The 24,678-nt window shown below is 70.1% G+C and carries 24 protein-coding genes; 15 read left to right on the top strand and 9 right to left on the bottom strand.

Annotated elements, in window-relative coordinates; translation table 11 throughout:
• Positions 1-2 precede the first annotated feature (2 nt).
• Entirely contained in the window at positions 3-1,586 is a 1,584-nt protein-coding gene (locus tag AB0M87_RS22240) for a Na+/H+ antiporter (RefSeq protein ID WP_365855519.1), read from the top strand.
• 42 nt (positions 1,587-1,628) lie between these two features.
• Here AB0M87_RS22240 and AB0M87_RS22245 read toward each other — a convergent pair whose 3' ends face one another.
• Positions 1,629-2,750 (bottom strand): mechanosensitive ion channel domain-containing protein, encoded by a 1,122-nt coding sequence (locus AB0M87_RS22245; RefSeq protein WP_365855928.1) that lies wholly within the window; start codon positions 2,748-2,750, stop codon positions 1,629-1,631.
• Positions 2,751-2,756: 6 nt separating this feature from the next.
• Between AB0M87_RS22245 and AB0M87_RS22250 the strand changes: the two genes are divergently transcribed.
• Complete coding sequence (locus AB0M87_RS22250; RefSeq protein ID WP_365855521.1) at positions 2,757-3,326, top strand: dienelactone hydrolase family protein; 570 nt, start codon at positions 2,757-2,759, stop codon at positions 3,324-3,326.
• Positions 3,327-3,355: 29 nt separating this feature from the next.
• On the opposite strand, the gene AB0M87_RS22255 is transcribed toward AB0M87_RS22250, so the two are convergent.
• The 3 genes from AB0M87_RS22255 to AB0M87_RS22265 form a co-directional block, all read right to left on the bottom strand.
• Positions 3,356-4,192, bottom strand: a complete 837-nt coding sequence (locus tag AB0M87_RS22255) for a thioredoxin domain-containing protein (RefSeq protein ID WP_365855523.1) — start codon at positions 4,190-4,192, stop codon at positions 3,356-3,358.
• A gap of 46 nt (positions 4,193-4,238) precedes the next feature.
• Positions 4,239-4,931 carry a hypothetical protein gene (locus AB0M87_RS22260; RefSeq protein WP_365855525.1) on the bottom strand — a complete coding sequence of 231 codons (693 nt, stop codon included), beginning with the start codon at positions 4,929-4,931 and terminating at the stop codon, positions 4,239-4,241.
• A gap of 63 nt (positions 4,932-4,994) precedes the next feature.
• A complete protein-coding gene (locus AB0M87_RS22265) occupies positions 4,995-6,320 on the bottom strand; it encodes a DUF2252 domain-containing protein (protein ID WP_365855527.1) in 1,326 nt (441 codons plus the stop codon).
• A 179-nt stretch (positions 6,321-6,499) separates the two neighbouring features.
• On the opposite strand from AB0M87_RS22265, the gene dnaE reads away from it, so the two are divergent.
• Positions 6,500-10,036 carry a DNA polymerase III subunit alpha gene (dnaE, locus tag AB0M87_RS22270; RefSeq protein WP_365855529.1) on the top strand — a complete coding sequence of 1,179 codons (3,537 nt, stop codon included), beginning with the start codon at positions 6,500-6,502 and terminating at the stop codon, positions 10,034-10,036.
• 98 nt (positions 10,037-10,134) lie between these two features.
• Here the strand turns inward: dnaE and AB0M87_RS22275 are convergent, their stop codons facing one another.
• Positions 10,135-10,323, bottom strand: a complete 189-nt coding sequence (locus tag AB0M87_RS22275) for a hypothetical protein (protein ID WP_365855531.1) — start codon at positions 10,321-10,323, stop codon at positions 10,135-10,137.
• Between the two features lie 247 nt (positions 10,324-10,570).
• Here AB0M87_RS22275 and AB0M87_RS22280 point away from each other — a divergent pair, with 247 nt between their 5' ends.
• From AB0M87_RS22280 to AB0M87_RS22295, 4 genes are all read left to right on the top strand, one after another.
• Positions 10,571-11,824, top strand: a complete 1,254-nt coding sequence (locus AB0M87_RS22280; protein WP_365855533.1) for an NYN domain-containing protein — start codon at positions 10,571-10,573, stop codon at positions 11,822-11,824.
• An 87-nt stretch (positions 11,825-11,911) separates the two neighbouring features.
• Positions 11,912-12,883, top strand: a complete 972-nt coding sequence (locus AB0M87_RS22285; protein ID WP_365855930.1) for an ABC transporter ATP-binding protein — start codon at positions 11,912-11,914, stop codon at positions 12,881-12,883.
• A gap of 23 nt (positions 12,884-12,906) precedes the next feature.
• Positions 12,907-13,698, top strand: coding sequence for an ABC transporter permease (locus AB0M87_RS22290; protein WP_365855932.1), 792 nt, complete (start codon positions 12,907-12,909; stop codon positions 13,696-13,698).
• 34 nt (positions 13,699-13,732) lie between these two features.
• Entirely contained in the window at positions 13,733-14,413 is a 681-nt protein-coding gene (locus tag AB0M87_RS22295) for a hypothetical protein (protein WP_365855535.1), read from the top strand.
• A gap of 269 nt (positions 14,414-14,682) precedes the next feature.
• Here AB0M87_RS22295 and ybaK read toward each other — a convergent pair whose 3' ends face one another.
• The 4 genes from ybaK to AB0M87_RS22315 form a co-directional block, all read right to left on the bottom strand.
• Positions 14,683-15,180 (bottom strand): Cys-tRNA(Pro) deacylase, encoded by a 498-nt coding sequence (ybaK, locus tag AB0M87_RS22300; protein ID WP_365855537.1) that lies wholly within the window; start codon positions 15,178-15,180, stop codon positions 14,683-14,685.
• 54 nt (positions 15,181-15,234) lie between these two features.
• The gene (locus AB0M87_RS22305; RefSeq protein ID WP_365855539.1) at positions 15,235-15,978 is read right to left on the bottom strand and encodes an LON peptidase substrate-binding domain-containing protein; all 744 of its coding nucleotides are present in this window, start codon (positions 15,976-15,978) and stop codon (positions 15,235-15,237) included.
• Positions 15,979-15,983: 5 nt separating this feature from the next.
• Complete coding sequence (locus tag AB0M87_RS22310) at positions 15,984-17,012, bottom strand: hypothetical protein (RefSeq protein WP_365855541.1); 1,029 nt, start codon at positions 17,010-17,012, stop codon at positions 15,984-15,986.
• A 152-nt stretch (positions 17,013-17,164) separates the two neighbouring features.
• A complete protein-coding gene (locus AB0M87_RS22315) occupies positions 17,165-18,763 on the bottom strand; it encodes an oxidoreductase (protein WP_365855543.1) in 1,599 nt (532 codons plus the stop codon).
• Between the two features lie 124 nt (positions 18,764-18,887).
• Here AB0M87_RS22315 and hisD point away from each other — a divergent pair, with 124 nt between their 5' ends.
• Genes hisD through hisF form a run of 8 tightly spaced genes read left to right on the top strand, consistent with a single transcriptional unit; the run spans position 18,888 to position 24,676 of the window.
• Positions 18,888-20,225, top strand: a complete 1,338-nt coding sequence (gene hisD / locus AB0M87_RS22320) for a histidinol dehydrogenase (protein ID WP_365855545.1) — start codon at positions 18,888-18,890, stop codon at positions 20,223-20,225.
• On the top strand, positions 20,222-21,373 hold the full coding sequence (locus tag AB0M87_RS22325; RefSeq protein ID WP_365855547.1) for a histidinol-phosphate transaminase: 1,152 nt from the start codon (positions 20,222-20,224) through the stop codon (positions 21,371-21,373). Before hisD ends, AB0M87_RS22325 begins: the two co-directional genes overlap by 4 nt.
• A gap of 5 nt (positions 21,374-21,378) precedes the next feature.
• Positions 21,379-21,972, top strand: coding sequence for an imidazoleglycerol-phosphate dehydratase HisB (gene hisB / locus AB0M87_RS22330; protein WP_365855934.1), 594 nt, complete (start codon positions 21,379-21,381; stop codon positions 21,970-21,972).
• A 2-nt stretch (positions 21,973-21,974) separates the two neighbouring features.
• On the top strand, positions 21,975-22,142 hold the full coding sequence (locus tag AB0M87_RS22335) for a hypothetical protein (RefSeq protein WP_365855549.1): 168 nt from the start codon (positions 21,975-21,977) through the stop codon (positions 22,140-22,142).
• The gene (hisH, locus tag AB0M87_RS22340) at positions 22,133-22,795 is read left to right on the top strand and encodes an imidazole glycerol phosphate synthase subunit HisH (protein WP_365855936.1); all 663 of its coding nucleotides are present in this window, start codon (positions 22,133-22,135) and stop codon (positions 22,793-22,795) included. Before AB0M87_RS22335 ends, hisH begins: the two co-directional genes overlap by 10 nt.
• Positions 22,795-23,532, top strand: coding sequence for a bifunctional 1-(5-phosphoribosyl)-5-((5-phosphoribosylamino)methylideneamino)imidazole-4-carboxamide isomerase/phosphoribosylanthranilate isomerase PriA (gene priA / locus AB0M87_RS22345; RefSeq protein ID WP_365855551.1), 738 nt, complete (start codon positions 22,795-22,797; stop codon positions 23,530-23,532). The genes hisH and priA overlap by 1 nt, the downstream gene beginning before the upstream one ends.
• A complete protein-coding gene (locus AB0M87_RS22350; RefSeq protein ID WP_365855553.1) occupies positions 23,529-23,924 on the top strand; it encodes a RidA family protein in 396 nt (131 codons plus the stop codon). The genes priA and AB0M87_RS22350 overlap by 4 nt, the downstream gene beginning before the upstream one ends.
• Complete coding sequence (gene hisF, locus AB0M87_RS22355; protein ID WP_365855555.1) at positions 23,921-24,676, top strand: imidazole glycerol phosphate synthase subunit HisF; 756 nt, start codon at positions 23,921-23,923, stop codon at positions 24,674-24,676. Before AB0M87_RS22350 ends, hisF begins: the two co-directional genes overlap by 4 nt.
• Positions 24,677-24,678 lie beyond the last annotated feature (2 nt).

Below are 24,678 nucleotides of genomic sequence, written 5' to 3' on the forward strand. Positions count from 1 at the left end.
CCGTGGACCAACTGGCGCTGCTGCTCGCGCTGTTGATCGGCGCGGTGATCTCGGTGCCGATCGGGGAGCGGCTCGGGCTGCCCGCGCCGGTTCTGATGACGATTGCCGGGATCGGTCTGGCGCTGCTGCCCTTCGTGCCGAACGTGCAGGTCCCCTCGGATTTCATCCTTCCGCTGGTGCTGCCGCCGCTGCTGTACGCCGCGGTGCAGCGCACCTCCTGGCGGCAGTTCACCGCGAACTTCCGGCCGATCCTGCTGCTCGCCGTGGCGCTGGTCTTCGTGACGACCGCGGCGGTGGCCACCGTGGCGAGCGCGATCGTGCCGGGGCTGCCGATCGCCGCGGCCGTCGCGCTCGGCGCGCTGGTGGCCCCGCCCGACCCGGTGGCGGCCACCGCCGTCGCGGGCTCCATCGGCCTGCCCAGGCGTCTGGTCTCCATTCTGGAGGGCGAAGGGCTGTTCAACGACGTGACCGCCATTGTGCTTTACCACGTGGCGATCGCGGCAGCCGTCACCGGGACGTTCTCCTGGCCGGTCGCGGCCGGCCAACTGGTGCTGTCCGGGGTGGTGGCGGTCGGGGTCGGTCTGGTGCTCGGCTGGCTCACCAACAAACTGCTGGGACTGCTCGACGACACCACCCTGCAGATCGGGCTGACGCTGATGGTGCCGTTCGTCGCCTATGTGCTCGCCGAGGAGCTGCTGGGTTCGGGTGTGCTCGCCGTCCTGGTTACGGCGCTGTCCCTGGCCGAACACACCGCCGACGCCGACGACGTGCGGGGCCGGCTCGAGGGCAACGCGTTCTGGAGCATTGTCGACACCCTGGTCACCGGGGTGGCCTTCGGACTCATCGGCCTCGAACTGCATGTGATCTTCGGATCGGCCACCGCCCATCTCGGCCGGATGATCGGCTGGGGCGGGGTGATCGTGGCGGTGGTCGTCGGTGTACGCCTGCTCTATCTGCTGCCCGCCACCTGGCTGGCGAAGCGACTGCACCGGCTGAACCTTCAGGAGGACATCCCCACCAGCTGGCGCGAGACCGTCGTGATGTGGTGGTCCGGAATGCGCGGGGTGGCGTCCGTGGCACTGGCACTGGCCATTCCGACGACCAAGGACAACGGAGATCCGTTTCCCGGTCGCAGTGAGATGATCTTCATCGCGTTCGCCGTGATTATGGTCACTCTGGTCTTCCAGGGACTCACGCTGCCCTGGCTGGTGAAGCGGCTCGGAGTCCGCTCCGACACTGATGCCGAACGCGAACTCGAGCGGCGCCTGGCGATCCGGGCGTCCAAGGCGGCCAGACGCCGGCTCAAGGACATCCAGGAGGTCGAGGAACTGCCCGAGGACATCCTGGAACGGATGTCCCGCAGCGCGTTCGAGATCGGCGTCAGGATCAGTCCCGACATGGTCGACGAGGAACGGCACCAGGCGTACCTGAAGCGCGCCGAGCGGCTCAAGTCCGTACAGCGGATCCAGCGCGAGATGATGTCCGCCGCCCGCCACGAGGTGCTCTCCGCGCGGAACGAGCCCGGTTCCGATCCTGAGATCGTCGACCGGGTGCTGCGCCACCTGGACGTGCGCAGCCTGCGCTGATCAGGGCTGCACTGCGCCCCTTGCGGCGATCGGAAGCTGTCGTCAGCCCCGGCCGGTGCGTATGGAGCCGTTGTGCTTGGACAGGTCCGGACCGGGGTCGACCCGCTCGGCGGCGGGTCCGGTGGAGATCCGCGGCAGCGCGTAGGGGTGCCGGTCGCACAGCCAGGCGATCAACTGCTCCCGCACCGCGCAGCGCACCGTCCAGATGTCGTCCGCGTTCTTCGCGGTGACCACGGCACGGACCTCCACGGTGCTCGGTGTGCTGTCTGTGACCGCCAGCGACCAGTTCCGGCCGTCCCAGGCCGGGCACTCACGCAGAATGTCGCGGAGCTTGTCGCGCATCTGCGGAACCGGCGCCGAGTGGTCCAGCTGGAGGTAGACGGTCCCGGTCATCTCCGCGCCACCGCGCGACCAGTTCTCGAAGGGCTTGCTGGTGAAGTAGGAGACCGGCATGGTGATCCGGCGCTCGTCCCAGGTCCGGACGGCGAGGAAGGTCAGAGTGATCTCCTCGACCGTGCCCCACTCCCCGTCCACCACCACGGTGTCCCCGATCCGCACCATGTCGCCGAAGGCGATCTGCAGCCCGGCGAACAGGTTGCCGAGGGTCGACTGGGCGGCGACACCGGCGACGATGCCGAGAAGCCCGGCGGAGGCGAGCAGCGAGGTGCCCGCGGTCCGCATCGCGGGGAACGTCAGCAGCATGGCGCCCACAGCCACCGTGCCGACGATCGCGCTCACCACCCGCTGGATGAGCGTGACCTGGGTACGCACCCGGCGCACCCGGGCCGGATCGCGGGTGGAGGCGGCATAGCGGGCATACGACGAATTGACGATGGCGGCGGCGATATGCACCAAAAGCCACGCGGCGGAACCGATCAGGATCAGCGTCAGCAGCCGTCCGATCCCCACCCGGTGGTCCTGCAGCCACCCTATTCTCAGCTGATCGTACGAGCCGCGGAGCAGCGCCACGCAGAGCATGACCTGCAACGGGAACCCGCAGCGGCGCAGCATCCCCCACAGCGGGGTCTCACGGTGGCGCGCGTCGGCCCGCCTGAGCATCCGGTCGACCAGCCACCCCACCAGCAGGGTGAACCCTACCGAGCCACCGAGAACGATCAAGGGGCGCAGTACGTTCTCCGTGCCCCCGAACGTATCTGGCAGCATGGCCACGTGAACATCATCCTTTTCCATTCGACGTACGGATTGCGACCCGCGGTCGGCGCGGCAGCCGAGAGGCTCCGCGCAGCCGGCCACCAGGTGCGTGTGCCCGATCTTTTCGACGGCAAGACCTTCGCCACCATCGAGGAGGGAATGGCGTTTAAGGAGGAGCTCGGTTCCGAGGAACTGCTCAAGCGCGCCGTCACCGCCTCGGCCCCGCACTCGGACCAGGGGCTGGTGTACGCGGGATTCTCGCTCGGTGGTTCACTCGCGCAGAATGTGGCCCTGGCCGACGAGAAGGCCCGCGGGCTGCTGCTCCTGCACGGCACCTCGGACATCGCCGACGAGGCGTCGGTGGACGAGCTGCCCGTACAGCTGCATGTCGCCGACCCCGATCCGTTCGAGTCGCACGACTGGCTGACCGCCTGGTACCTGCGGATGCAGCGGATCGGGGCCGATGTGGAAGTGCACCGCTATCCGGGCGCGGGCCACCTCTACACCGACCCCGAGCTGGCCGACTACGACGCCGAGGCCGCCGAGCGGACCTGGCAGACCGCGCTCGGCTTCCTCGACAGCCTTTAGGTTCCCGGAAGCCTTTCGGTTGCGGACCCTCAGCCCTTGAGCGCCTCGTCGAGTGCGGTGTTGAAGTCCGTGACCGTCAGGGGAGCGTTGTCGCTGCCCGCCTGGGTGAGCTTCTTGCCGTCCAACTTGAGGGTCGGCGTGCCGGTCACCCCGCTCTTGTCGAACTTCGTGGACATCTTCACCGCCCACGCGTCGTAGGTGCCGTTCTTCACGGCCTTCTGGAAGGCCGCGTTGTCCTTCAGCGCCGGCACGGTCTGCGCGACCTTGATGAGGTACGCGTCGTCCTTGAACTTGTCGGTGGTCTCGTCCGGGTGCCACTTCGCGGAGTACAGCGCGGTCTTGTAGGCCATGAAGGCATCGGGGCTCACGTTCAGCGCGGCGCCCAGCGCGCTCAGCGCGTTCTTGGAGCCCTCGCCGCGGCTGCCGACGGTGCCCTTCGAGAATTGGTCGCCGTCGATGAACGTGGCGCCGATGTACTGGATCTTGAATTTGCCGGCGTCGAGGTCCTTCTTGACCGTCGGCCCGACCGCCTGCTCGAAGCTGGCGCAGATCGGGCAGCGCGGGTCCTCGTACGTCTGCAGGGTCTTCTTGGCGGACGCCTTGCCGATGGTGACCGTGGTTCCGTCGCTGCCCGAGGTGTTCCTCGGGGCGACGACCTTGGCGTCCTTCGCCGCGTCCCAGTGACCCGGCTTGTTCGCCTGCATGATGCCGTACCCGGCGCCGGCGGCTATCGCCAGCACGACGACGACCGATCCGGCGACGATGAACTGCCGGCGGACCTTGTCCTTCTTCGCCTGGCGCTCGCGCTCGGCGCGCAGCCGCTCGCGGGCGGCAGCCTTGTTGGCCTGGCTGTTGCGTGTACTCATGGTGATGCGCTCCGTTGGAGACGTGTGGTGTACGGGACTGTCCTGCTCAGGCGAGGGAGAGAGCCGGGCGGGGCGGTCCGCGCAGTCCCACGGAGTGCACCAGGAGCCGGTCACGCGAGGTGCGCGGCCGGGGTGCGGGAAGGGCCGCGCAGCGTACGGCGCCGGGCTGGGCGGTGACCACCGCGACGGCGACCAGCAGCGGCCGGAAGGCGAAGGCACCCACCGAGCGCAGCAGCGCGGCCAGTGCGCGTTCGCCGTTGCGCAGCCAGCAGGCGGCCAGCAGCCCGACCGTCATATGGGCGCCGAGCAGCAGCCACGGCAGGGCCGGGTCGGGGGTGTCGAACAGGGCGGTCGCCGCGGCCCTGCTGGGGCCGGCGACGGAGGCCAGCGGGGTACCGACGTCGTGGCCGCCGCCGCAGAGCACGTTCACCCCGACCGAGCGCAGCGCCCCGGTGATCGGGCCGCCCGACGGGCCGTAACAGACCTGCTGGCCGGCCGTGAAGACCGTGTCGGCGGCGAGCTCCAGCGGAATCAGTACGGTCGCTATCGCCCCGAAACCGCGCTCCCGGCCGGCCAGCGCGAAGGCGACACCGAAGACGCCGGCCGACAGCAGGGCCACCGTGGTCAGCGGCAGGGGGGCCTGGGAGAGCAGCACATGGGACGCAGCGGAGAGGGTCACGACGAGCGCTGTGAAAAGCGCCGCGCGAACCGCTCTGAGCTGCGTCCCGGATATGTCCATCGCGCCCGAGTGTGCCACGGGTCTTGGTAAACGCCTCTTAAAGACCCATGAGATCCGGTGAGATCACAGGCCGGGGATCCGTCCATTGCGGAACAAGTCGACGAAGATCTGATGGTCGGCCCGGGCCCGCGCGCCGTAGGTGTGCGCGAAATCGACCAGCAGTTTGGCGAATCCCGCCTCGTCGGCCGCGATCGCAGCGTCGATGGCCCGCTCGGTGGAGAACGGCACCAGCGAGTGCCCGCTCTCGTCGTCCGCCGCCGCGTGCATGGTCGCGGTGGCCCTTCCGAGATCGGCCACGACCGCGGCGATGTCCTCCGGGTCGTCGATGTCCCCCCAGTCCAGGTCCACCGCGTACGGCGAGACCTCGGCCACCAGCTGGCCGGTCCCGTCCAGTTCCGTCCAGCCCAGCCACGGGTCGGCGGCCGCCTGCAGCGCCCGCTGCGAGATCACCGTGCGGTGTCCCTCGTGCTGGAAGTACTGCCGGACCACGGGGTCGGTGATGTGCCGGGCGACGGCCGGTGTCTGCGCCTGCTTCATGTAGATGATCACATCGTTCTCAAGGGCGTCGCTGTGCCCTTCCAGCAGGATGTTGTACGACGGCAGCCCGGCCGAGCCGATGCCGATGCCCCGGCGGCCGACGACGTCCTTGACGCGGTAGGAGTCGGGGCGCCCCAGACTGGACTCGGGCAGCGTCTCCAGGTAGCCGTCGAAGGCGGCGAGGATCTTGTAGCGGGTGGCGGCGTCCAGTTCGACGGCGCCCCCGTCGGAGCTGAAGCGCCGCTCGTGGTCCCGTATCTCGGTCATCGAGTCGAGCAGCGAGAAGCGGGTGCGGGACCGGGCCGAGCGCAGCGCGCCGAGCAGCGCGCCGTCGGCGGTGCCCAGCATGAACGGTGGTACGTCGTCGTCCTTGGCTCCGGTGGCCAGTACGTGGATGCGCTCGCGGTAGGCGGCCGCGTAGATGCCCACCAGCTCGGTGATCTGGTAGTCGCTCAGCGCCTTGGCGTGGCCGATCAGTGCCAAGGAGGCGGCGAAGCGCTGCACGTCCCAGGTGAAGGGACCCACGAAAGCTTCGTCGAAGTCGTTCACGTTGAAGATCAGCCGGCCGTTGGCGTCCATGTAGGTGCCGAAGTTCTCGGCATGCAGATCCCCGTGCACCCAGACCCTGCTGGTGCGCTCGTCCAGATACGGACCGCCGTCCGCGGTGTCCCGCAGGTCCTCGTAGAAGAGACAGGCCGTGCCCCGGTAGAAGGCGAAAGCCGAGGCGGCCATCTTCCGGAACTTGACCCGGAAAGCGGCCGGATCGGCGGCCAGCAGCTCGCCGAAGGCGGTACCGAAAACGGCGAGTATCTGTTCGCCACGCTGCTCGACGCTGGGCTGCGGGACCGACATCGCGGGGTGCCTCCTGGTACATGACAAATGGGACAGGTGTTCCGAACTGCTCAACGCACGGGAAAGGCGCTGAGTGCCCGTACGCCCCTTGGGCTGTCGGTCCACCGACGTAGAATTCCAGACTGATCGCATTTGTCCCGCCGACCCGTCCCGCCACGCAGATCGTCCGGAGGTCCACCGTGGCCGAGCCGCCGTTCACGCACCTGCACGTCCACACCCAGTACTCGCTGCTGGACGGTGCCGCGCGGCTCAAGGACATGTTCGAGGCCTGCAACGAGATGGGCATGTCGCACCTCGCGATCTCCGACCACGGCAATCTCCACGGCGCTTACGACTTCTTCCATCAGGCGAAGAAGGCGGGCGTGACGCCGATCATCGGCATCGAGGCGTACGTCGCCCCGGAGTCCCGGCGCGACAAGCGCAGGATTCAGTGGGGCCAGCCGCACCAGAAGCGCGACGACGTGTCCGGTTCCGGCGCCTACACGCACAAGACGATCTGGGCCGCCGACAACACCGGTCTGCACAACCTCTTCCGGCTCTCCTCCGACGCGTACGCCGAGGGCTGGCTCACGAAGTGGCCGCGGATGGACAAGGAGACCATCGCCCAGTGGTCCGAGGGCCTCATCGCCTCCACCGGCTGCCCCTCCGGCGAGGTGCAGACCAGGCTGCGACTCGGCCAGTTCGACGAGGCGGTGCAGGCAGCATCGGACTACAAGGACATATTCGGCGAGGGCAGGTACTTCCTGGAGCTGATGGACCACGGCATCGAGATCGAGCGCCGGGTCCGCGAAGGCCTCCTGGAAATCGGCAGGAAGCTTGCCATCCCTCCGCTGGTCACCAACGACTCGCATTACACCTACGCGCACGAGGCGGCCGCGCACGACGCCCTGCTCTGCATCCAGACCGGCAAGAACCTCACCGACCCGGACCGCTTCCGTTTCGACGGCACCGGCTACCACCTCAAGTCCACCGACGAGATGTACGCCATCGACTCCTCGGACGCCTGGCAGCAGGGCTGCGCCAACACCCTGCTGGTCGCCGAGCAGATCGACACCGACGGCATGTTCGTCGAGCGCGACCTGGTGCCCAGGTTCGACGTCCCCGAAGGGTTCACCGAGGTCAGCTGGTTCCGCGAGGAGACCATGCGCGGGATGGCCCGCCGCTACCCGAACGGCATCCCCGAGGACCGGCGGAGGCAGGTCGAGTACGAAATGGGGATCATCATCGACATGGGCTTCGCCGGGTACTTCCTGGTGGTCGCCGACTTCATCATGTGGGCCAAGAACAACGGCATCGCGGTGGGTCCCGGCCGCGGCTCGGCGGCCGGATCGATCGTCGCGTACGCCCTGGGCATCACCGACCTGGACCCGATCGAGCACGGGCTGATCTTCGAGCGCTTCCTCAACCCCGAGCGCGTCTCGATGCCGGACATCGACATCGACTTCGACGAACGCCGGCGCTCCGAGGTGATCAGGTACGTCACCGAGAAGTACGGCGCCGACAAGGTCGCCATGATCGGTACCTACGGCAAGATCAAGGCCAAGAACGCGATCAAGGACTCGGCCCGCCTCCTCGGTTACCCCTATGCCATGGGCGACCGGCTCACCAAGGCGATGCCCGCCGACGTCCTGGGCAAGGGCATCGACCTCAACGGCATCACCGACCCCGGTCATCCGCGCTACGGCGAGGCGGGCGAGATCCGGGGGATGTACGAGAGCGAGCCGGACGTGAGGAAGGTCATCGACACCGCGAAGGGCGTCGAGGGCCTGGTCCGGCAGATGGGCGTGCACGCGGCCGGCGTGATCATGTCCAGCGAGACGATCACCGACCACGTACCGGTCTGGGTCAGGCACACCGACGGCGTGACCATCACGCAGTGGGACTACCCGAGCTGCGAATCGCTCGGCCTGCTGAAGATGGACTTCCTCGGCCTGCGCAACCTCACGATCATGGACGACGCCGTCAAGATGGTGAAGGCCAACAAGGACATCGATCTCGAGCTGCTGAGCGTCCCGCTGACGGACCCCAAGACCTACGAGCTGCTCTGCCGCGGTGACACGCTCGGCGTCTTCCAGTTCGACGGCGGCCCGATGCGCGCGCTGCTGCGACTGATGAAGCCCGACAACTTCGAGGACATCTCCGCCGTCTCGGCCCTCTACCGGCCGGGCCCGATGGGCATGAACTCGCACACCAACTACGCGCTGCGCAAGAACGGCCGGCAGGAGATCACCCCGATCCACCCTGAGTTGGCGGAGCCGCTCAAGGAGGTCCTCGGAGTCACCTACGGCCTCATCGTCTACCAGGAGCAGGTGCAGAAGGCCGCACAGATCATCGCCGGCTACTCACTGGGCGAGGCCGACATCCTGCGCCGGGTGATGGGCAAGAAGAAGGCCGACGAACTGGCGAAGAACTTCGTCCTGTTCCAGGAGGGCGCCAAGAAGAACGGCTACTCCGACGCGGCGATCAAGGCGCTGTGGGACGTCCTGGTGCCGTTCGCCGGCTATGCCTTCAACAAGGCGCACTCGTCCGCCTACGGTCTGGTCACCTACTGGACCGCCTATCTCAAAGCCAACTACCCGGCCGAGTACATGGCGGCGCTGCTCACCTCGGTGCGTGACGACAAGGACAAGTCCGCCGTCTACCTCAACGAGTGCCGTCGCATGGGCCTCAAGGTGCTGCCGCCCGACGTCAACGAATCCGAGGCGAACTTCGCCGCCCGGGGCGACGACGTGATCCTCTTCGGTCTCACCGCCGTCCGCAACGTCGGCGCCAACGTCGTCGACTCGATCATCCGCTCGCGCCGGGCCAAGGGGAAGTACGCGTCCTTCCCCGACTACCTCGACAAGGTCGAGGCGGTCGCCTGCTCCAAGCGCGCCACGGAATCGCTCATCAAGGCAGGCGCCTTCGACGAGATGGGGCACACCCGCAAGGGCCTCACCGCCCGGTTCGAGCCGATGATCGACGCCGTGGTCGCGGTCAAGCGCAAGGAGGCGGAGGGGCAGTTCGACCTCTTCGGCGGCGGCGAGGAGGAAAGCGGCGAGCCCGGCTTCGGACTCGACGTCGAGTTCTCCGACACGGAGTGGGAGAAGCCGTATCTGCTCGCCCAGGAGCGGGAGATGCTCGGACTCCACGTCTCCGGTCATCCACTGTTCGGCCTGGAGCGCGTTCTGTCGGACAACAGCGACGCGGCGATCGCCCAGTTGACCGGCGGAGAACATGCCGACGGCGCGGTGGTCACCATCGGCGGGATCATTTCGGGACTTCAGCGCAAGATGACCAAACAGGGCAACCCCTGGGCGATCGCCACCGTCGAGGACCTCGCGGGCTCCATCGAGTGCATGTTCTTCCCCGCCACCTATCAGCTGGTCGCGACCCGGTTGGTCGAGGACGCCGTGGTGTTCGTCAAGGGCCGCCTCGACAAGCGGGAGGACATCCCGCGGCTGGTCGCCATGGAGCTGCAGGTTCCGGATCTGTCGCCGGCAGGCACCGACGCGCCCGTGACGATCACCATCCCGACCGTGCAGGTCACTCCGCCGATGGTCAGCAGACTCGGTGAGGTCCTCTCCCATCACCGGGGCAACGCGGAAGTACGGATCAAGCTCCAAGAAGCCGGGAAAACCACGGTGCTCCGGCTGGACCGGCACCGGGTGCAGCCGGACCCGGCGCTCTTCGGCGATCTGAAAGTGCTGTTCGGCCCGGGCTGTCTGGCAAGCTGACCCGCTCGGCCCCGGCCCCGTCCGGCCCGCTTCCCCGCGCGGTAACGCGCGAGGGGCGCGCCGTGCACGGCGCGCCCCTCGATGCCTTGCGGGTGCGGTCAGTTGTGACCGAAGCGCCGCTGGTGCTTACGTGCAACATCAGCCGGGCTGCCCTGCGGCATCGACTGCGGCTGTGACTCGTTCGGCGACTCGTAGGCGTGGGACTGCGCCTCCTGCCGGCCGCGCTGCGCGGCGGAGGATCGATCGTGTTGGCTGTCCTGCTTGCTGCGGTTCTTGTTCTTGGCCATGGGGTGCCTCCTTGAGGGGGACTAGGGGCCAGGACCGCTGCCAGAGTCACATATCGAGCATACTGCCGCATTTTGGATCATTACCGTGCGTAATATGGACCAAGAAGGCGCTGGTACAAGGCGACTTCGAAGGAACTTCGCGCTGCGCCACGCCGATGATCGAGTTCCGGCCGTTAACCCCCGTGCGGTCGGGCAGACTCGAGAGAACCCGAAGAACTTCCCCTTCTCCCGAGGTACCCGAAAGAGGGTGGATCGCGTGGACCGCTGCGTAGTCCTGGTGGACGCCGGATACCTGCTGGGCGCCGCCGCGAGTCTGCTCGCAGGGGAGCCCGCCCGCTCCCGCATCACCGTCGACCACGCCGCCCTCATCCAGGGGCTGCGGGAACGCGCCGAGGACGACACGGAGCAGCCCCTGCTGCGTATCTACTGGTTCGACGGTGCCCCCGACCGGGTGCCGCAGCCCGAGCACCGCAGACTGCGGGTGATGCCCCGGGTGACCGTCCGGCTCGGCGCACTGACCCGCAGCGACGGACGCTGGGCACAGAAGGGCGTCGACGCGGCGATGCACGCCGAACTGACCGAACTGGCCAGGAACCGCGCCTGTTCGGACATCGTGCTGGTCACCGGGGACGGCGATCTGCTGCCCGGTCTGATGTCCGCCAAGGAGCACGGCGTCGCCGTGCACCTCTGGGCGGTGCAGGCCGCCGACGGCGACTACAACCAGTCCGAGGACCTGGTCGCCGAGGCCGACGAGCGCCGGGTCCTGGACCGGGCCTGGATCACCAAAGCGGTACGCGCCAAGGAAATCGGCGGAGTCTGCGCCCCCTCACCGGCGCCCCGCCCGGAGATCGCCGCGATTCTCTCCGCCCCGCTGCCGGAATCCGCACTGGCCGCCTCGGCCGAACGAGCCGCCCGGGCCGCCGACGTACAGCATGGCTCGACGTCCGCCCGTACCGCGGAGCCACCCACCGAGGAGGAGCGGGAGCACGCCGCGGGCAAGGGCGTACCCACCCCCAAGGACCTGGCCGGCCTGCGCGGCCCGGGCGCGCAGCCCACCGCCCCGCAGCCGGCCAGTGCGACGCTGCGCTGGTCCTCCGAGCGCGGCTGGGTCGAGCGGCCCGGCGGCGGTCCGGCCGGGGAGCCGCCGGAGACCGCGTCGCTGCCGACCCTGGCCCAGCTGACCAGTGCCGAGCAGCGCTGGGCGGACCGGGAGGAGGACATCACCACGGTGGGCGGCGACCCCTTCGAGGTCGGGCAGGTCTTCGCCAGACGGTGGATGGAACGGCTGCCGGACCCCGGACACGTGCAGACGCTGTCCACGATGTACCCGCGGATTCCGCACCGGATCGACGGCGAGTTGCTGCGGTACGCGGCCCGCTTCGGTCTCCTCGCGCACAAGGACGACCAGATCGACGAGCACGACCGCTATGCGATCCGCGCGGGGTTCTGGCGGGAGATCGATGTCAGGGCGGCGGCGGAACAGCCCGCCGCGGGGGAATAGCCGGTCGCCGGTTGCGGGGGGAGCGGCCCCCGGGGGCGTCGCAACCGGCTGAACCCCGTAGGCTCGTACCTCGTGAGTACGGGCGATGTGTGTGTGGTGCGGGATCTGGTGAAGACGTACCCCGCCACGCCCGGCAGGCGCGGCGCCCCCGCCACCGCCGAGGTCCGGGCCACCGACGGAATCTCGCTCTCGGTGCAGCGTGGTGAGATCTTCGGCCTCCTCGGACCCAATGGCGCGGGCAAAACCACACTGGTGCGACAGCTCACCGGGCTGATGCGACCCGATTCCGGAAGCGTCGAAGTCCTCGGTCACGACCTGGTACGGCACCCGGAGCGCGCCGCCCGGCTGCTCGGATACCTGGGGCAGGAGTCGACCGCGCTCGACGAGCTGACCGTCGCGCTCGCCGCCGAGACGACCGGGCGGCTGCGCGGGCTGCCGGTCGCGGACGCGCGGCGGGAGCGGGACGCGGTCATCGAGGAGCTCGGGCTCACCGAGATCGCCGGGCGGCCGCTGAAGAAGCTCTCCGGCGGCCAGCGCCGGCTGGCCTGCTTCGCCGCCACCCTCGTCGGGGACCGGGACATCCTGGTGCTGGACGAGCCGACCACCGGAATGGACCCCGTCGCCCGGCGCGCGGTATGGGCGGCTGTCGACCGGCGGCGCGCCGAGCGCGGCGCCACCGTGCTGCTCGTCACCCACAACGTCATCGAGGCGGAGACCGTACTCGACCGGGTCGCCGTGATCGAACGCGGCCAGGTGATCGCCTGCGACACCCCCGCCGGGCTCAAGGCGGAGATCGCCGGTGAGGTAAGGGTCGAGCTGGTCTGGCGCGAACAGGCGCCGATCGATCTCCCCGCGATCGCCGCACTCCGCGAATCGGCGCAGGAATCCGGTCGCCGCTGGGTGCTGCGCCTTGCGCCCGAAGCGGCCCGCGCCGCCGTCGCCACGGTGACCGGCGGCCCCGCATTCGCCGCGCTCGACGACTTCACGTTGTCCACGCCGAGCCTTGAGGACGTCTACCTGGCGCTCGGCGGCCGTACGAAGGGGCTGGTGAAGGCGTGACCGCCGTCGTCCCCACCGAAACCGTGCAGGCCGCCACGGTCGGCGCCGCTGAGGGCTCCGCGGCGCCGCTCGCCCCGCGGGCGCGGCTGCTGCCGGCGCTCGCGGCGGTCTACCGGGCCCAGCTGTCCCGGGCGCGAGTGGCTCGGATCCCGCTGTTGTTCGTCGCCACCTTCCAGTCCATCGGGATCATGATTCTGATGCGCGGGGTCGTCGACGGCGGAGCCGAGGCACGGGCCGTGGTCGCGGGCTCCTCGGTGCTGGTCGTCGCGTTCGTCGCGCTGAACCTGCTCGCCCAGTACTTCGGGCAACTACGGGCGAGCGGCGGACTCGACCACTACGCCACCCTGCCGGTGCCGCCCGCGTCGGTGGTCCTCGGCACGGCGGGAGCCTATGCCTCGTTCACGGTGCCGGGAACCGTGGTCACCGCCGTGGCCGGCTCGGTGCTCTTCCAGCTGCCGCTGGCCCACCTCTGGGTGCTCGCCGCAGTGATTCCGCTGGCCGGGGCGGCGCTCGCCGGTCTCGGCGCGGCACTGGGGCTGCTCGCGCCGCGCCAGGAACTGGCCACCCTGCTCGGCCAGTTGGGCATGTCAGCCGCGCTGCTGCTGGGCGTGCTGCCGGCCGGACGGCTGCCCGAACCGATCGTCTACGCCCGTGATCTGCTGCCGTCGACCTACGGAGTCGAGGCGCTCGCCCGTACCTTCGGCTCCCATCCCGACTGGTCCGCCGTCGGTCTCGATCTGGCGGTCTGCGCCGCCGTCGGCGTGGCGTCTTTGGCCGTCGCGACCTGGGCGTACCGCCGGGCGGCAGTCCGGTGAGGCGGCACACAGCACCGCCTGGCACGATGGCAGGGTGACCGCGCCACTGACACCTCCCCACCAGCCACCGCCCAACGACGACCCCTGGCAGAAGGGCCCGTCGGGAGCCACCCGCTGGCCGGGTCCGGCCGAGGACCCCGCACCGGGCCCGGGGATCCGGGCCGAGCTGGGGCAGGCGGCGATCGTCGCGGTCCTGGTCACGGTGGCCGGCTTCGTGCTCGGCCTGCTCTGGGTGTGGCTGGCCCCGCGGGTCCCGCTGATCTCCGACGGCAAGAACGTCTTCCTCAAGGACTCCGAGGGCGAGCAGGCGATCGGCGCCGACGGCACGTTCGCCCTGCTGGCGCTGGGCTTCGGTGTGGTGAGCGCGCTCGCCGTCTTCTTCTTCCGCAGGCGCGGCGGGGTGCCGTTGGTGCTCGCCCTGGCGGTGGGCGGCCTGCTCGGCTCCCTGATCGCCTGGCGTCTCGGCCTCTGGCTCGGCCCGTCCGACAACGTGCGCAGCGCCGCGAAGCACGCGGGCAAGGGCGTCACCTTCGACGCGCCGTTGCGGCTGGCGGCGAAGGGGGCGCTGCTGGCGTGGCCGGTGGCGGCGATGGTGGTGCACCTGGGGGTCACCGCGGTGTTCGGGCCCCGAGATCCCGAGCCGGTGTGGACGCCCGGCGGATACGCTGCGACGCCCCCGCCGCCGGGTCCCGGTGACGGCCCGGCCGGGGCGTAGCGCCTGCGGCGGGCCTTGCCCCCTCCCAGCCCCTTCCCGTAACTGGGGCTCCGCCCCAGACCCCCTGTGTCCTCGATCGCCGGAGGGCTTGATTTTGGCTCGCGTCAGCCTCACCGTGCGGGTGCTCGAGCCATATCCAGCCCCTCCTGGGGGCCCCTCCCAGCGGTAGCGGGGGGGAGTTTGCGGAGCGGGGCCCGGGGCGGAGCCCCAGTTGCGGGGAGGTGGGGCCCCCGCCGGAGACTGGGGGGGAACAGGCCCGCCGCAGGCGCCTACGCCCGGCCGATCGCCGCGAGCACGGCCCCCGTGAGCCGCACCAGATCCTCCGGCGCGAGCTCGACCTCCAGCCCCCGCCGCCCGGCGGAGACACAGACCGTCGCATGCCCGGCCGCGGACGCGTCGACCACCGTCCGCAGGCGTCTCCGCTGGCCCAGCGGAGAAATGCCGCCCAGCACATACCCGGTGGCCCGCTCCGCCGCCCCCGGATCCGCCATCGCGGCGCGCTTGCCGCCCACCGCGGACGCCAGCGCCTTGAGGTCGAGGGAACCCGACACGGGGACGACCGCGACGGTGAGGTCGCCGTCGACGTCGGCGACCAGCGTTTTGAACACCCGGCCGGGAGCGACACCGAGCGCCTCCGCCGCCTCCTCGCCGTACGACGCCGCTGCGGGATCATGCGCGTACGCGTGCACGGTGTGATCGGTCCCGGATGCGGTCAGCGCGACGGTGGCGGGGGTCCCGCCCGGCTGCTTCTTCAGCTTCTTCGCCACAGGTGGCTGCTCCTTGTACCGGGGCGGCGGGGCCGGGCCGCGGACGGCGGCCGGTCAGTTGAGATGGGTCCGGGCGCGCGTCAGATCCGTGGCGGGCAGCGAGGGAAGATGGCGGATCACCGCGGTCTCCGCCCGCAGCAACGTCAGCTCCGCGCGGAGCCGGCTCCCGATGTCCGGAGCCTCGAGCAGCCGTTGCTTCGCGGGAACGTCCAGTACGGCCGCGGCGGCCACCAGGTAGGAGACCACCGACGGATCGTCGGGCAGCTCCGCTCCGGTGGCGAGCGAACGCTCGGTCGCCCCCGCCAGCCGCTTCTGGTAGGCACGGAAGGCCCGCAGTACGCCCTCGGCGAGCGTGGCCGCCCCGTCGCCCTCCTCCTCCGGGAGCTCCTCGACCTCGGCCGTCAGATAGGGGCCGCTCGCGTCCACCGAGAGGATCCTGACCCGGGCGGTACCGGTTGCCAGCACCTCGAAGCTGCCGTCGGCGCGCTCGCGGATCGTCGCGGCGTCCGCGGTGCAGCCCACCTGGTGGAAGGAGCGGATCGGATCGTCGCCGAAGCCGGCCGTCGGACCGGGTTCAGGCGCCGGGGCCCCGTCGGGCAGCCCCGCCTCGGTCGGGGCCACCTCGTGGCCGTCGCGGATGGCGACCACGGCGAAGCGACGCGGCTCCGCCTCGTCGTCCACCTTGAGCAGGTCGCGCATCATGGCGCGATACCGCTCCTCGAAGACGTTCAGCGGCAGCACGAGGCCCGGGAACAGTACCGAGTTCAGCGGAAAGAGGGGCAGGCGCGCGGTGGTCACAGCGGTCAAGCGTAATGGCCGTTGACGCGGCTGCGCTCCGGCCTGCCGCGAGGTCCTCGCCCGGAGTCCGCGGAACGCAGTGCGGCGTACCGCAGTTCGAGGAAACGGCCGAGCGGATCATCGCTGAGCTGGGCCCAGGGAAACGACGTCACATCCGGGCCGATCAGCCGGAACTGCTCCACCGCCTCGGCCCACCGCTCCCGGCTGACCAGCACGTACACCAACAGATTGCGTATCTCCGCCTGCCAGGTGTTGCCGGGCCCGAACGAGGCGGACAGAGCTATCGCACGGTCCGCCGCCTCGTCGATCCGCTCCCGGGCGACCGGCAGCCGGCCGCCACTGATCAGGTAGGCGAAGGCCGCCCTGACCGGCAGCGCCTGGATCAGCGAACTCGGCAGTGCGTCGTCGGCGGCCTGTTCGGCGAAGTCGAAGCACTCGCGATGCGATCCGTACCACTGCGCCGAGAGGTACTGCAGCGCCGCCACATGGCAGCCGTAGTGCCGGGAGGAGCGGCGCAGCGCCTGTTCCCACAGCTTTTCGAAGTCCGTGTGCGGGGTGTGCACGCCCCGGGCGTGGTCCAGGGCGATACGCCAGGGCACCGGATCGCGCGGATCCCCGTCGGCGGCCGCGTCGATCAGCGGGCCGACCTCGCGGAGCCGCTCGGCCCGCGCGGGCGAGTCCCAGGCCTGCAGGACCGCCAGCTCCGCCTTGAGCAGCCGCGCGTCCGGATCATAGGGGGCGGCGGCGAGCCACTCGGCGAGCCAGTCCTCCCGGCTGAGCGTGAAGGCGGCGAGCCGTGCGGTGTAGCGGTCGCGGTCCTCCCATTCGGCCGCTTCCCGCGTGGTGGCCAGCAGCTTGGCGGCCGGTTCGTACTCACCGTTCGCGGCGGCGACGAGGGCGGGGCCCAGCCGCTCGTCGGGGACGTCGAGGAGCACCTCAGTGTCGCAGGACAGCCCGGCCGGAGACGGTGGCCCGGGCCGCAGCCTGCGCGCGGTGCCGATCAGGGAGCGAAGGTAAGACATGGTGCGGACCATTGAAAACCGCAGGTGAGGAGGGCGCCAGGGGCAAGCTGTGAAGAGTTCGTATCGGCCGTGATGGTTGTACGACGGACAGTCAAGGCGCGGTAAAGGCATCGGCCAACTTCCGGGTGGGGGGCGGCTTTCACGGAGAAGGCCACCCGGAACCACTAGCCTCTGCGCAGCAGCCGGGAAGCTCCCGCGGCGACCGTGGTGGCGAGAATCCAGCCGAGCAGGATCAGCGCGGCCGCGACCCACTGCCAGCCGCCGCTGAGCTTCCAGTAGCCGTCCTGGCCGAGATTGATCACCGGTATCAGCAGATCCAGGGCGTACAGGGGGGCGTTCCACTGCGGGTGCTCGCTGCCTCTGATGGCTTGCGGGTCGTAGCGCGAGAACGCCACGGCGCCCGCCGCCCACAGCACCGCCATCCACAGCGCCGCCCGCCCGGGGCGATAGCCGTACGCCACCGTCCAGTCCTGCAGATAGCCCCACAGCTTGGCGGCGAGCGGCAGCGTCTCGCGGCGCCTGCGCTGCTTGGCGAGCAGTACCTCCCGGGCGTCCGCGTCCTCGCCGCTGCTGCGCAGCACCGACGCCAGGCGTTCGTAGGGCTCGGGGGCGTACTCCGGGGTCGCCGCCGTCACCCACTCCAGCCGGCGTTCCAGCGGGAAGTGACCGACCGGGACCAGATTCTCGTAGGTGAACCCGCCCATCGCGAGCCCGCCCGGGCCCGGCCAGCTGGTCGACAGGTCGACCAGATTGACCACCTTGGCGCCCGACAGCACCACCCTGCCCTGTTCGGGGCGCTCGCCGAGGAAGCGCAGCTCCGGAGTCTGTATCCGGCGCAGCGAAAGCTCCTGGTCGCCCCGCATCCGGAACCTCGCGCTGCGAAGGTCCACCGCGTCACCGAAGCGCCCGTCGTCGAGCCGCACTCCGCCGTCGCATTCGAACGGCTGGAGCCGGGTGCCGAAGCGCGGGGTCGAGCCCGTTCCGTACGGGGGAGTGGCGCCCGGACCGACGCCCTCCGGAGCCGCTCCGGCGGCCGTCAGATAGAGCGTGCGCTCGACCGAGAGCTGCGGGGCGTTCAGCGCCCGTCTCCCGGCGGGGTTGAGCAGCCTGCTGCCGTTGAGACTCAGCGAGACACCGATCCGCGCCGCGCGCAGACTGACCTCGCCGTGCGATTCGATCATCTCGGCCTGCAGGTCCTGGGCCACTTTCAGCCCGTCGGCCGCGATCGACCGGCCCATCCGGTCGGGGTGCACCACCAGCATGTTGAGCAGCAGGTCGGTGCCGATCTGCGCATCGGTGAGGCGGATGCCCCGGGCCACGTGGCAGCGCGGCAGATGGAGGTCCCCCTGGGTGTGCAGCCGGGCCGCCTCCAGACGCGGAATCGCGCAGCCGACCATCCGTACCGTGTTCACCCGGCACTCCGGCATCAGCACTTCGTTCTCGAAGCGGCAGCTGTTCAGCTCCATGTACGGCTCGATCAGGCCGCCCGCGAGATCCAGCGCTCCGCTGATCTGGACACCCCGGAGCTTGAGCGCCGCGACCCGCCCGGCCAGTGCCTGCGGTCCGTCGAGCAGCAACAGGGCGACGACCCGGGCGCGGACCGTCCGCTCCGGACCCCAGGCGCGGGTGGACAGCGGGTCGTCCAGGACCGGGTTGCGGGTGCGGAGGTCGTAGGTGCTGCCGTTGCGGAAGGCCTGCCACATGCCGAGTTCGGCACCGGTCAGCCAGTCGGGCGCATCGTCCTCGTGCTGCGCCTCGGTCACTGCCGCCCCTTCCTGCCCACGAGTGATGGACTGAACGCTAATGGTCACCGGAGCGGGGCGGGGTATGTATCAGCCACTGATACGGGCGTCCGGCACCCTCCGCCGGTCTGAGAGAATTGGCCCCGTGATCTCACGAATCGATCTGCGCGGCAAGGCCCTCCCCGAGGGGGGCGCCCTGCGCGACCTGCTGCCCCGAGCCGACTTCGACGTACAGGCTGCCCTGGAAAAGGTGCGGCCGATCTGCGAGGACGTGCATCATCGTGGCGACGCGGCGCTGATCGAGTACGCGGAAAAGTTCGACGGTGTGCAGCTCGACCGGGTACGGGTGCCCGCCGAGGCGCTGACCGCCGCCCTCGAACAGCTCGACCCGCAGGTCAGGGAAGCGCTCGAGGAGTCGATCCGGCGGGCCAGGCTGGTGCACCGCGCGCAGCGCCGTAAGGACCACACCACCCAGGTCGTCCCGGGCGGCCGGGTCACCGAGAAGTGGGCACCGGTCGGCCGGGTGGGCCTCTACGCACCGGGCGGGCGGTCCGTCTACCCGTCCTCCGTGATCATGAACGTGGTCCCCGCCCAGGAAGCCGGCGTCGAATCGATCGCCCTCGCCTCCCCGGCGCAGCCGCCAACCGGCGGCGGCAACAGCGGCGGCCTGCCGCACCCGACGATCCTGGCGGCCTGCGCGCTACTCGGCATCGACGAGGTGTACGCGGCCGGCGGCGCGACCGCCGTCGCGATGTTCGCGTACGGCACCGAGTCATGCGCCCCGGCGAACATGGTCACCGGGCCGGGCAACATCTGGGTCGCCGCCGCCAAGCGCTACTTCACCGGCCGGATCGGCATCGACACCGAGGCCGGCCCCACCGAGATCGCGGTACTCGCCGACGCCACCGCCGACCCGGTGCACGTCGCCGCGGACCTGATCAGCCAGGCCGAGCACGACCCGCTGGCCGCCGCGGTCCTGGTCACCGACTCGGCGGAACTCGCCGACGCGGTCGAGCGGGAGCTGGTGCCGCAGATCGCGGCCACCCGGCACGTCGAGGACCGGATCGTCCCGGCGCTCGAGGGCAAGCAGTCCGCGATCGTGCTGGTCGACTCCGTCGAAGACGGCCTGAAGGTCGTCGACGCGTACGGCGCCGAGCACCTGGAGATCCAGACCGCTGACGCCGCAGTGGTGGCCGACCGGGTCCGCAACGCCGGCGCGATCTTCGTCGGTCCCTGGGCCCCGGTCTCGCTCGGCGACTACTGCGCCGGCTCCAACCACGTGCTGCCCACCGGCGGCTGCGCCTGCCACTCGTCCGGACTGTCGGTCCAGTCGTTCCTGCGCGGTATCCACGTCGTCGACTACACCCGCCAGGCACTCGCCGACGTCACCCACCACGTGGTGACCCTCGCCGAGGCCGAGGACCTGCCCGCGCACGGCGCCGCAATGAAGGCGCGCTTCGACTGGAAGGTGCCCACGCCATGAGCGGCCCCGACGCGACAGGCCCCGACGTGGCAGGCGGCGACGCGACAGGCATCAACGATCTGCCGGTACGGGACGAGCTGCGCGGCAAGTCCGCCTACGGCGCGCCCCAGCTGGACGTGGCCGTGCGGCTGAACACCAACGAGAATCCGTACCCGCTGCCCGAGGCACTCGTCGAGCGCATCGCCGAACGGGTCCGTGACGCGGCCCGCACCCTCAACCGCTACCCGGACCGTGACGCCGTCGAACTGCGCACCGAGCTCGCCAAGTACCTCACCCGCACCGGCGGGCACCGGGTGGCGAGCGAGAACGTCTGGGCGGCCAACGGCTCCAACGAGGTCATCCAGCAGCTGCTGCAGACCTTCGGCGGTCCCGGACGTACCGCCATCGGCTTCGAGCCCTCCTACTCGATGCACGCGCTCATCGCCCGGGGCACCGGCACCGGCTGGATCTCCGGCCCGCGCCACGAGGACTTCACCATCGACGTCCGGGCGGCGGTACGCGCCATCGCCGAGCACAAGCCGGACGTCGTCTTCATCACCTCACCCAACAACCCCACCGGCACCGCGGTCGACACCGGCACGGTCCTCGCCCTGTACGAGGCCGCGCAGGCGGCGGGCCCGTCGATGGTCGTACTGGACGAGGCGTACGGCGAATTCAGCCACGAGCCCTCACTGCTCCCGCTGATCGAGGGCCGCCCGCACCTGGTGCTCTCCCGCACCATGTCCAAGGCGTTCGGCGCGGCGGGACTGCGACTCGGCTATCTCGCCGCGCACCCCGCCGTGGTGGACGCGGTCCAGCTGGTCCGGCTGCCGTACCACCTGTCGTCCGTCACCCAGGCCACCGCGCTCGCCGCCCTGGAGCACACGGATACTCTGCTGCAGTACGTCGAGCAGCTGAAGGCCGAACGCGACAGGATCGTCACCGAGCTGCGCGCCATCGGCTACGACGTCACCGCGTCCGACGCCAACTTCATCCAGTTCGGCCGCTTCGAGGACGCCCACGCCGCCTGGCGCGCGATCCTCGACCACGGGGTCCTGATCAGGGACAACGGGGTCCCCGGATGGCTGCGGGTCTCCGTGGGCACCCCGGCCGAGAACGACGCGTTCCTCGAAACGGCACGCGCACTGCACAAGGAGATCACCGCATGACTCGCGTGGGCCGCATCGGACGGGTGGAACGGACCACCAAGGAGACCTCGGTGGTCGTCGAGGTCAACCTCGACGGCACCGGCAAGGTCGATGTGTCGACCGGCGTCGGCTTCTACGACCACATGCTCGACCAGCTCGGCCGGCACGGCCTCTTCGACCTCACGGTCAAGACCGACGGCGATCTGCACATCGACTCGCACCACACCATCGAGGACACCGCCCTCGCGATCGGGGCCGCCTTCAAGCAGGCGCTCGGCGACAAGGTCGGCATCTACCGGTTCGGCAACTGCACGGTGCCGCTGGACGAATCGCTCGCCCAGGTCACCGTGGACCTCTCGGGCCGCCCGTACCTGGTGCACACCGAGCCGGAGAACATGGCGCCGATGATCGGCTCCTACGACACGACGATGACCCGGCACATCCTGGAGTCCTTCGTCGCCCAGGCGCAGATCGCGCTGCACGTCCACGTACCGTACGGACGCAACGCCCACCACATCGTGGAGTGCCAGTTCAAGGCCCTGGCCCGCGCGCTGCGTTACGCCTGCGAACACGACCCGCGTGCGGCGGGCATCCTTCCTTCGACCAAGGGCGCACTGTAAGCATGACTGGCCTCAACACCATCCTGATCGTCGTCGGACTCTTCCTGCTCGGTGGCGTCTACTCGTTCTACAAGCAGAAGATGCCCGCGAGCCTGCTCGTCCTGCTCTCCATCGGCTCGGTGATGTGCCTGGCCGCGGGCGTGATGCGGATCCAGGGGATCTGGTCGTGAGCGCCCCAGGCAAGCCGGCCCCGAAGAAGGTCGTGGTCTTCGACTACGGCTTCGGCAACGTCCGGTCCGCGGAGCGGGCGCTCGCCCATGTCGGTGCGGATGTCGAGATCACCCGCGACTTCGACCGGGCGATGAACGCCGACGGGCTGCTGGTCCCCGGCGTCGGCGCCTTCTCCGCCTGCATGCAGGGTCTCAAGGAGGCCCGCGGCGACTGGATCATCGGCCGCAGGCTGGCCGGCGGGCGGCCCGTCATGGGCATCTGCGTCGGCATGCAGATCCTCTTCGGGCGCGGCATCGAACACGGTGTGGAGACCGAAGGACTCGACGAATGGCCCGGCACGGTGGGCCCGCTGCAGGCCGATGTCGTACCGCACATGGGATGGAACACCGTGGAGTCCCCCGAGGACTCGCAGCTCTTCGCGGGTCTCGACCCGCAGGCGCGTTTCTACTTCGTGCACTCCTACGCCGCGCACGACTGGTCGCTGGAAGTCACCAACGCCCGGATCCGCGCACCCCGCGTCACCTGGGCCACGCACGGCGAACGTTTCGTCGCGGCTGTGGAGAACGGGCCGCTGCGCGCCACCCAGTTCCACCCCGAGAAGTCCGGCGACGCCGGCGCCCAGCTGCTGACCAACTGGATCGGAACCCTGTGATGTCTGCGTTGCAGAAGAAGCTCGAACTCCTCCCCGCCGTCGACGTCCGCGACGGCCGGGCGGTCCGTCTGGTGCACGGCGAGTCCGGCTCCGAGACCTCCTACGGCTCCCCCCTCGAAGCCGCGCTCGCCTGGCAGCGCGCGGGCGCCGAGTGGCTGCACCTCGTCGACCTGGACGCCGCCTTCGGCACCGGCGACAACCGGGCGCTGATCTCCGAGGTGGCCTCGGCGATGGACATCAAGGTCGAACTGTCGGGCGGCATCCGCGATGACGCCTCGCTGGCCGCGGCCCTCGCCACCGGCTGCACCCGGGTCAACCTCGGCACCGCGGCACTGGAGACCCCCGAGTGGGTCGCCAAGATCATCGTCGAGCACGGCGAGAAGATCGCGGTCGGCCTCGACGTACGCGGCACCACACTGCGCGGCCGCGGCTGGACCCGCGACGGCGGCGACCTCTACGAGACCCTGGCCCGCCTCGACTCCGAGGGCTGCGCCCGCTACGTGGTCACCGACATCGCCAAGGACGGCACCCTTCAGGGCCCCAACCTGGAACTGCTGAAGAACGTCTGCGCGGCCACCGACAAGCCCGTCGTCGCCTCCGGAGGCGTCTCGTCCCTCGACGACCTGCGGGCCATCTCCTCGCTGGTCCCCGCGGGTGTGGAGGGCGCGATCGTCGGCAAGGCACTGTACGCCGAGGCGTTCACCCTGGAAGAGGCGCTCGCGGTGGTGTCCGGATGACCGGCATTCGCCGTATCGCTTCGGACGGTCCCTGGGAGGAGAGCATCGGCTACTCCCGTGCGGTGGAACTCCCCAACGGCCTGGTCCTTGTCTCCGGTTGCACGTCCGTCGTGAACGGCCAGATCGCCGCGGGCGGCCCCTACGACCAGGCCGTCACGGCCTTCGGCGTCGCCATCGACGCGCTCAAGGAATTCGGCCTCGGCGCCGAGGACGTGGTGCGCACCCGGATGTACCTCACCCACGCCAGAGACGTGGACGACGTCGGACGCGCCCACAAGGCGTTGTTCGCCACGGTGCGCCCGGCCACCTCGATGATCATCGTCGCCGGCTTCATCGACCCCAGCCTGGTCGTCGAGGTCGAGGTCGAGGCCTACCGGGGGGATCCCGCATGACACTCGCCGTACGGGTCATCCCCTGCCTCGACGTGGACGACGGCCGGGTCGTCAAGGGCGTCAATTTCCAGAACCTGCGTGACGCGGGCGACCCCGTCGAGATGGCCAAGCTGTACGACGCCGAGGGCGCCGACGAGCTGACCTTCCTCGACATCACCGCGTCGTCCGGCAACCGCGAGACGACCTACGACGTGGTGCGCCGCACCGCCGAACAGGTCTTCATCCCGCTCACCGTGGGCGGTGGCGTCCGGACCACCGAGGACGTCGACAAGCTCCTGCGGGCCGGCGCGGACAAGGTGGGCGTGAACACCGCGGCCATCGCCCGTCCCGACCTCATCCGGGAGATCGCCGAACGCTTCGGCCGCCAGGTCCTGGTCCTGTCGGTCGACGCCAGACGTGCCGCCGACGGCTCCTTCGAGGTCACCACACACGGCGGCCGCGAAGGAACCGGCATCGACGCCGTGGAATGGGCCCGCCGGGCGGCCGAGCTGGGCGCCGGGGAGATCCTGCTCAACTCCATGGACGCGGACGGCACCAAGGACGGCTACGACACCGAGATGATCGCGGCAGTCCGCAAACACGTCACCGTACCGGTCATCGCCAGCGGCGGCGCGGGCGCCCTGCCGCACTTCCCGCCGGCCGTCGCGGCGGGCGCGGACGCGGTGCTCGCCGCTTCCGTCTTCCATTTCGGTGATCTGCGGATCTCGCAGGTCAAGGAGACACTGCGGGACGCGGGACACCCGGTGCGGTAGTG

Source organism: Streptomyces sp. NPDC051320, assembly GCF_040682175.1.
Classification (GTDB): Bacteria; Actinomycetota; Actinomycetes; order Streptomycetales; family Streptomycetaceae; genus Streptomyces.

What these genes read in the sequence shown, in the direction of transcription:
- AB0M87_RS22245 (WP_365855928.1), bottom strand. Translation starts at nt 2,750, where the DNA reads ATGCTGCCAGATACGTTCGGGGGCACGGAGAACGTACTGCGCCCCTTG.
- AB0M87_RS22255 (WP_365855523.1), bottom strand. Translation starts at nt 4,192, where the DNA reads ATGAGTACACGCAACAGCCAGGCCAACAAGGCTGCCGCCCGCGAGCGG.
- AB0M87_RS22260 (WP_365855525.1), bottom strand. Translation starts at nt 4,931, where the DNA reads ATGGACATATCCGGGACGCAGCTCAGAGCGGTTCGCGCGGCGCTTTTC.
- AB0M87_RS22265 (WP_365855527.1), bottom strand. Translation starts at nt 6,320, where the DNA reads ATGTCGGTCCCGCAGCCCAGCGTCGAGCAGCGTGGCGAACAGATACTC.
- AB0M87_RS22275 (WP_365855531.1), bottom strand. Translation starts at nt 10,323, where the DNA reads ATGGCCAAGAACAAGAACCGCAGCAAGCAGGACAGCCAACACGATCGA.
- AB0M87_RS22310 (WP_365855541.1), bottom strand. Translation starts at nt 17,012, where the DNA reads ATGGTCCGCACCATGTCTTACCTTCGCTCCCTGATCGGCACCGCGCGC.
- AB0M87_RS22325 (WP_365855547.1), top strand. Translation starts at nt 20,222, where the DNA reads ATGAGCGGCCCCGACGCGACAGGCCCCGACGTGGCAGGCGGCGACGCG.
- AB0M87_RS22335 (WP_365855549.1), top strand. Translation starts at nt 21,975, where the DNA reads ATGACTGGCCTCAACACCATCCTGATCGTCGTCGGACTCTTCCTGCTC.
- priA (WP_365855551.1), top strand. Translation starts at nt 22,795, where the DNA reads ATGTCTGCGTTGCAGAAGAAGCTCGAACTCCTCCCCGCCGTCGACGTC.
- AB0M87_RS22350 (WP_365855553.1), top strand. Translation starts at nt 23,529, where the DNA reads ATGACCGGCATTCGCCGTATCGCTTCGGACGGTCCCTGGGAGGAGAGC.
- hisF (WP_365855555.1), top strand. Translation starts at nt 23,921, where the DNA reads ATGACACTCGCCGTACGGGTCATCCCCTGCCTCGACGTGGACGACGGC.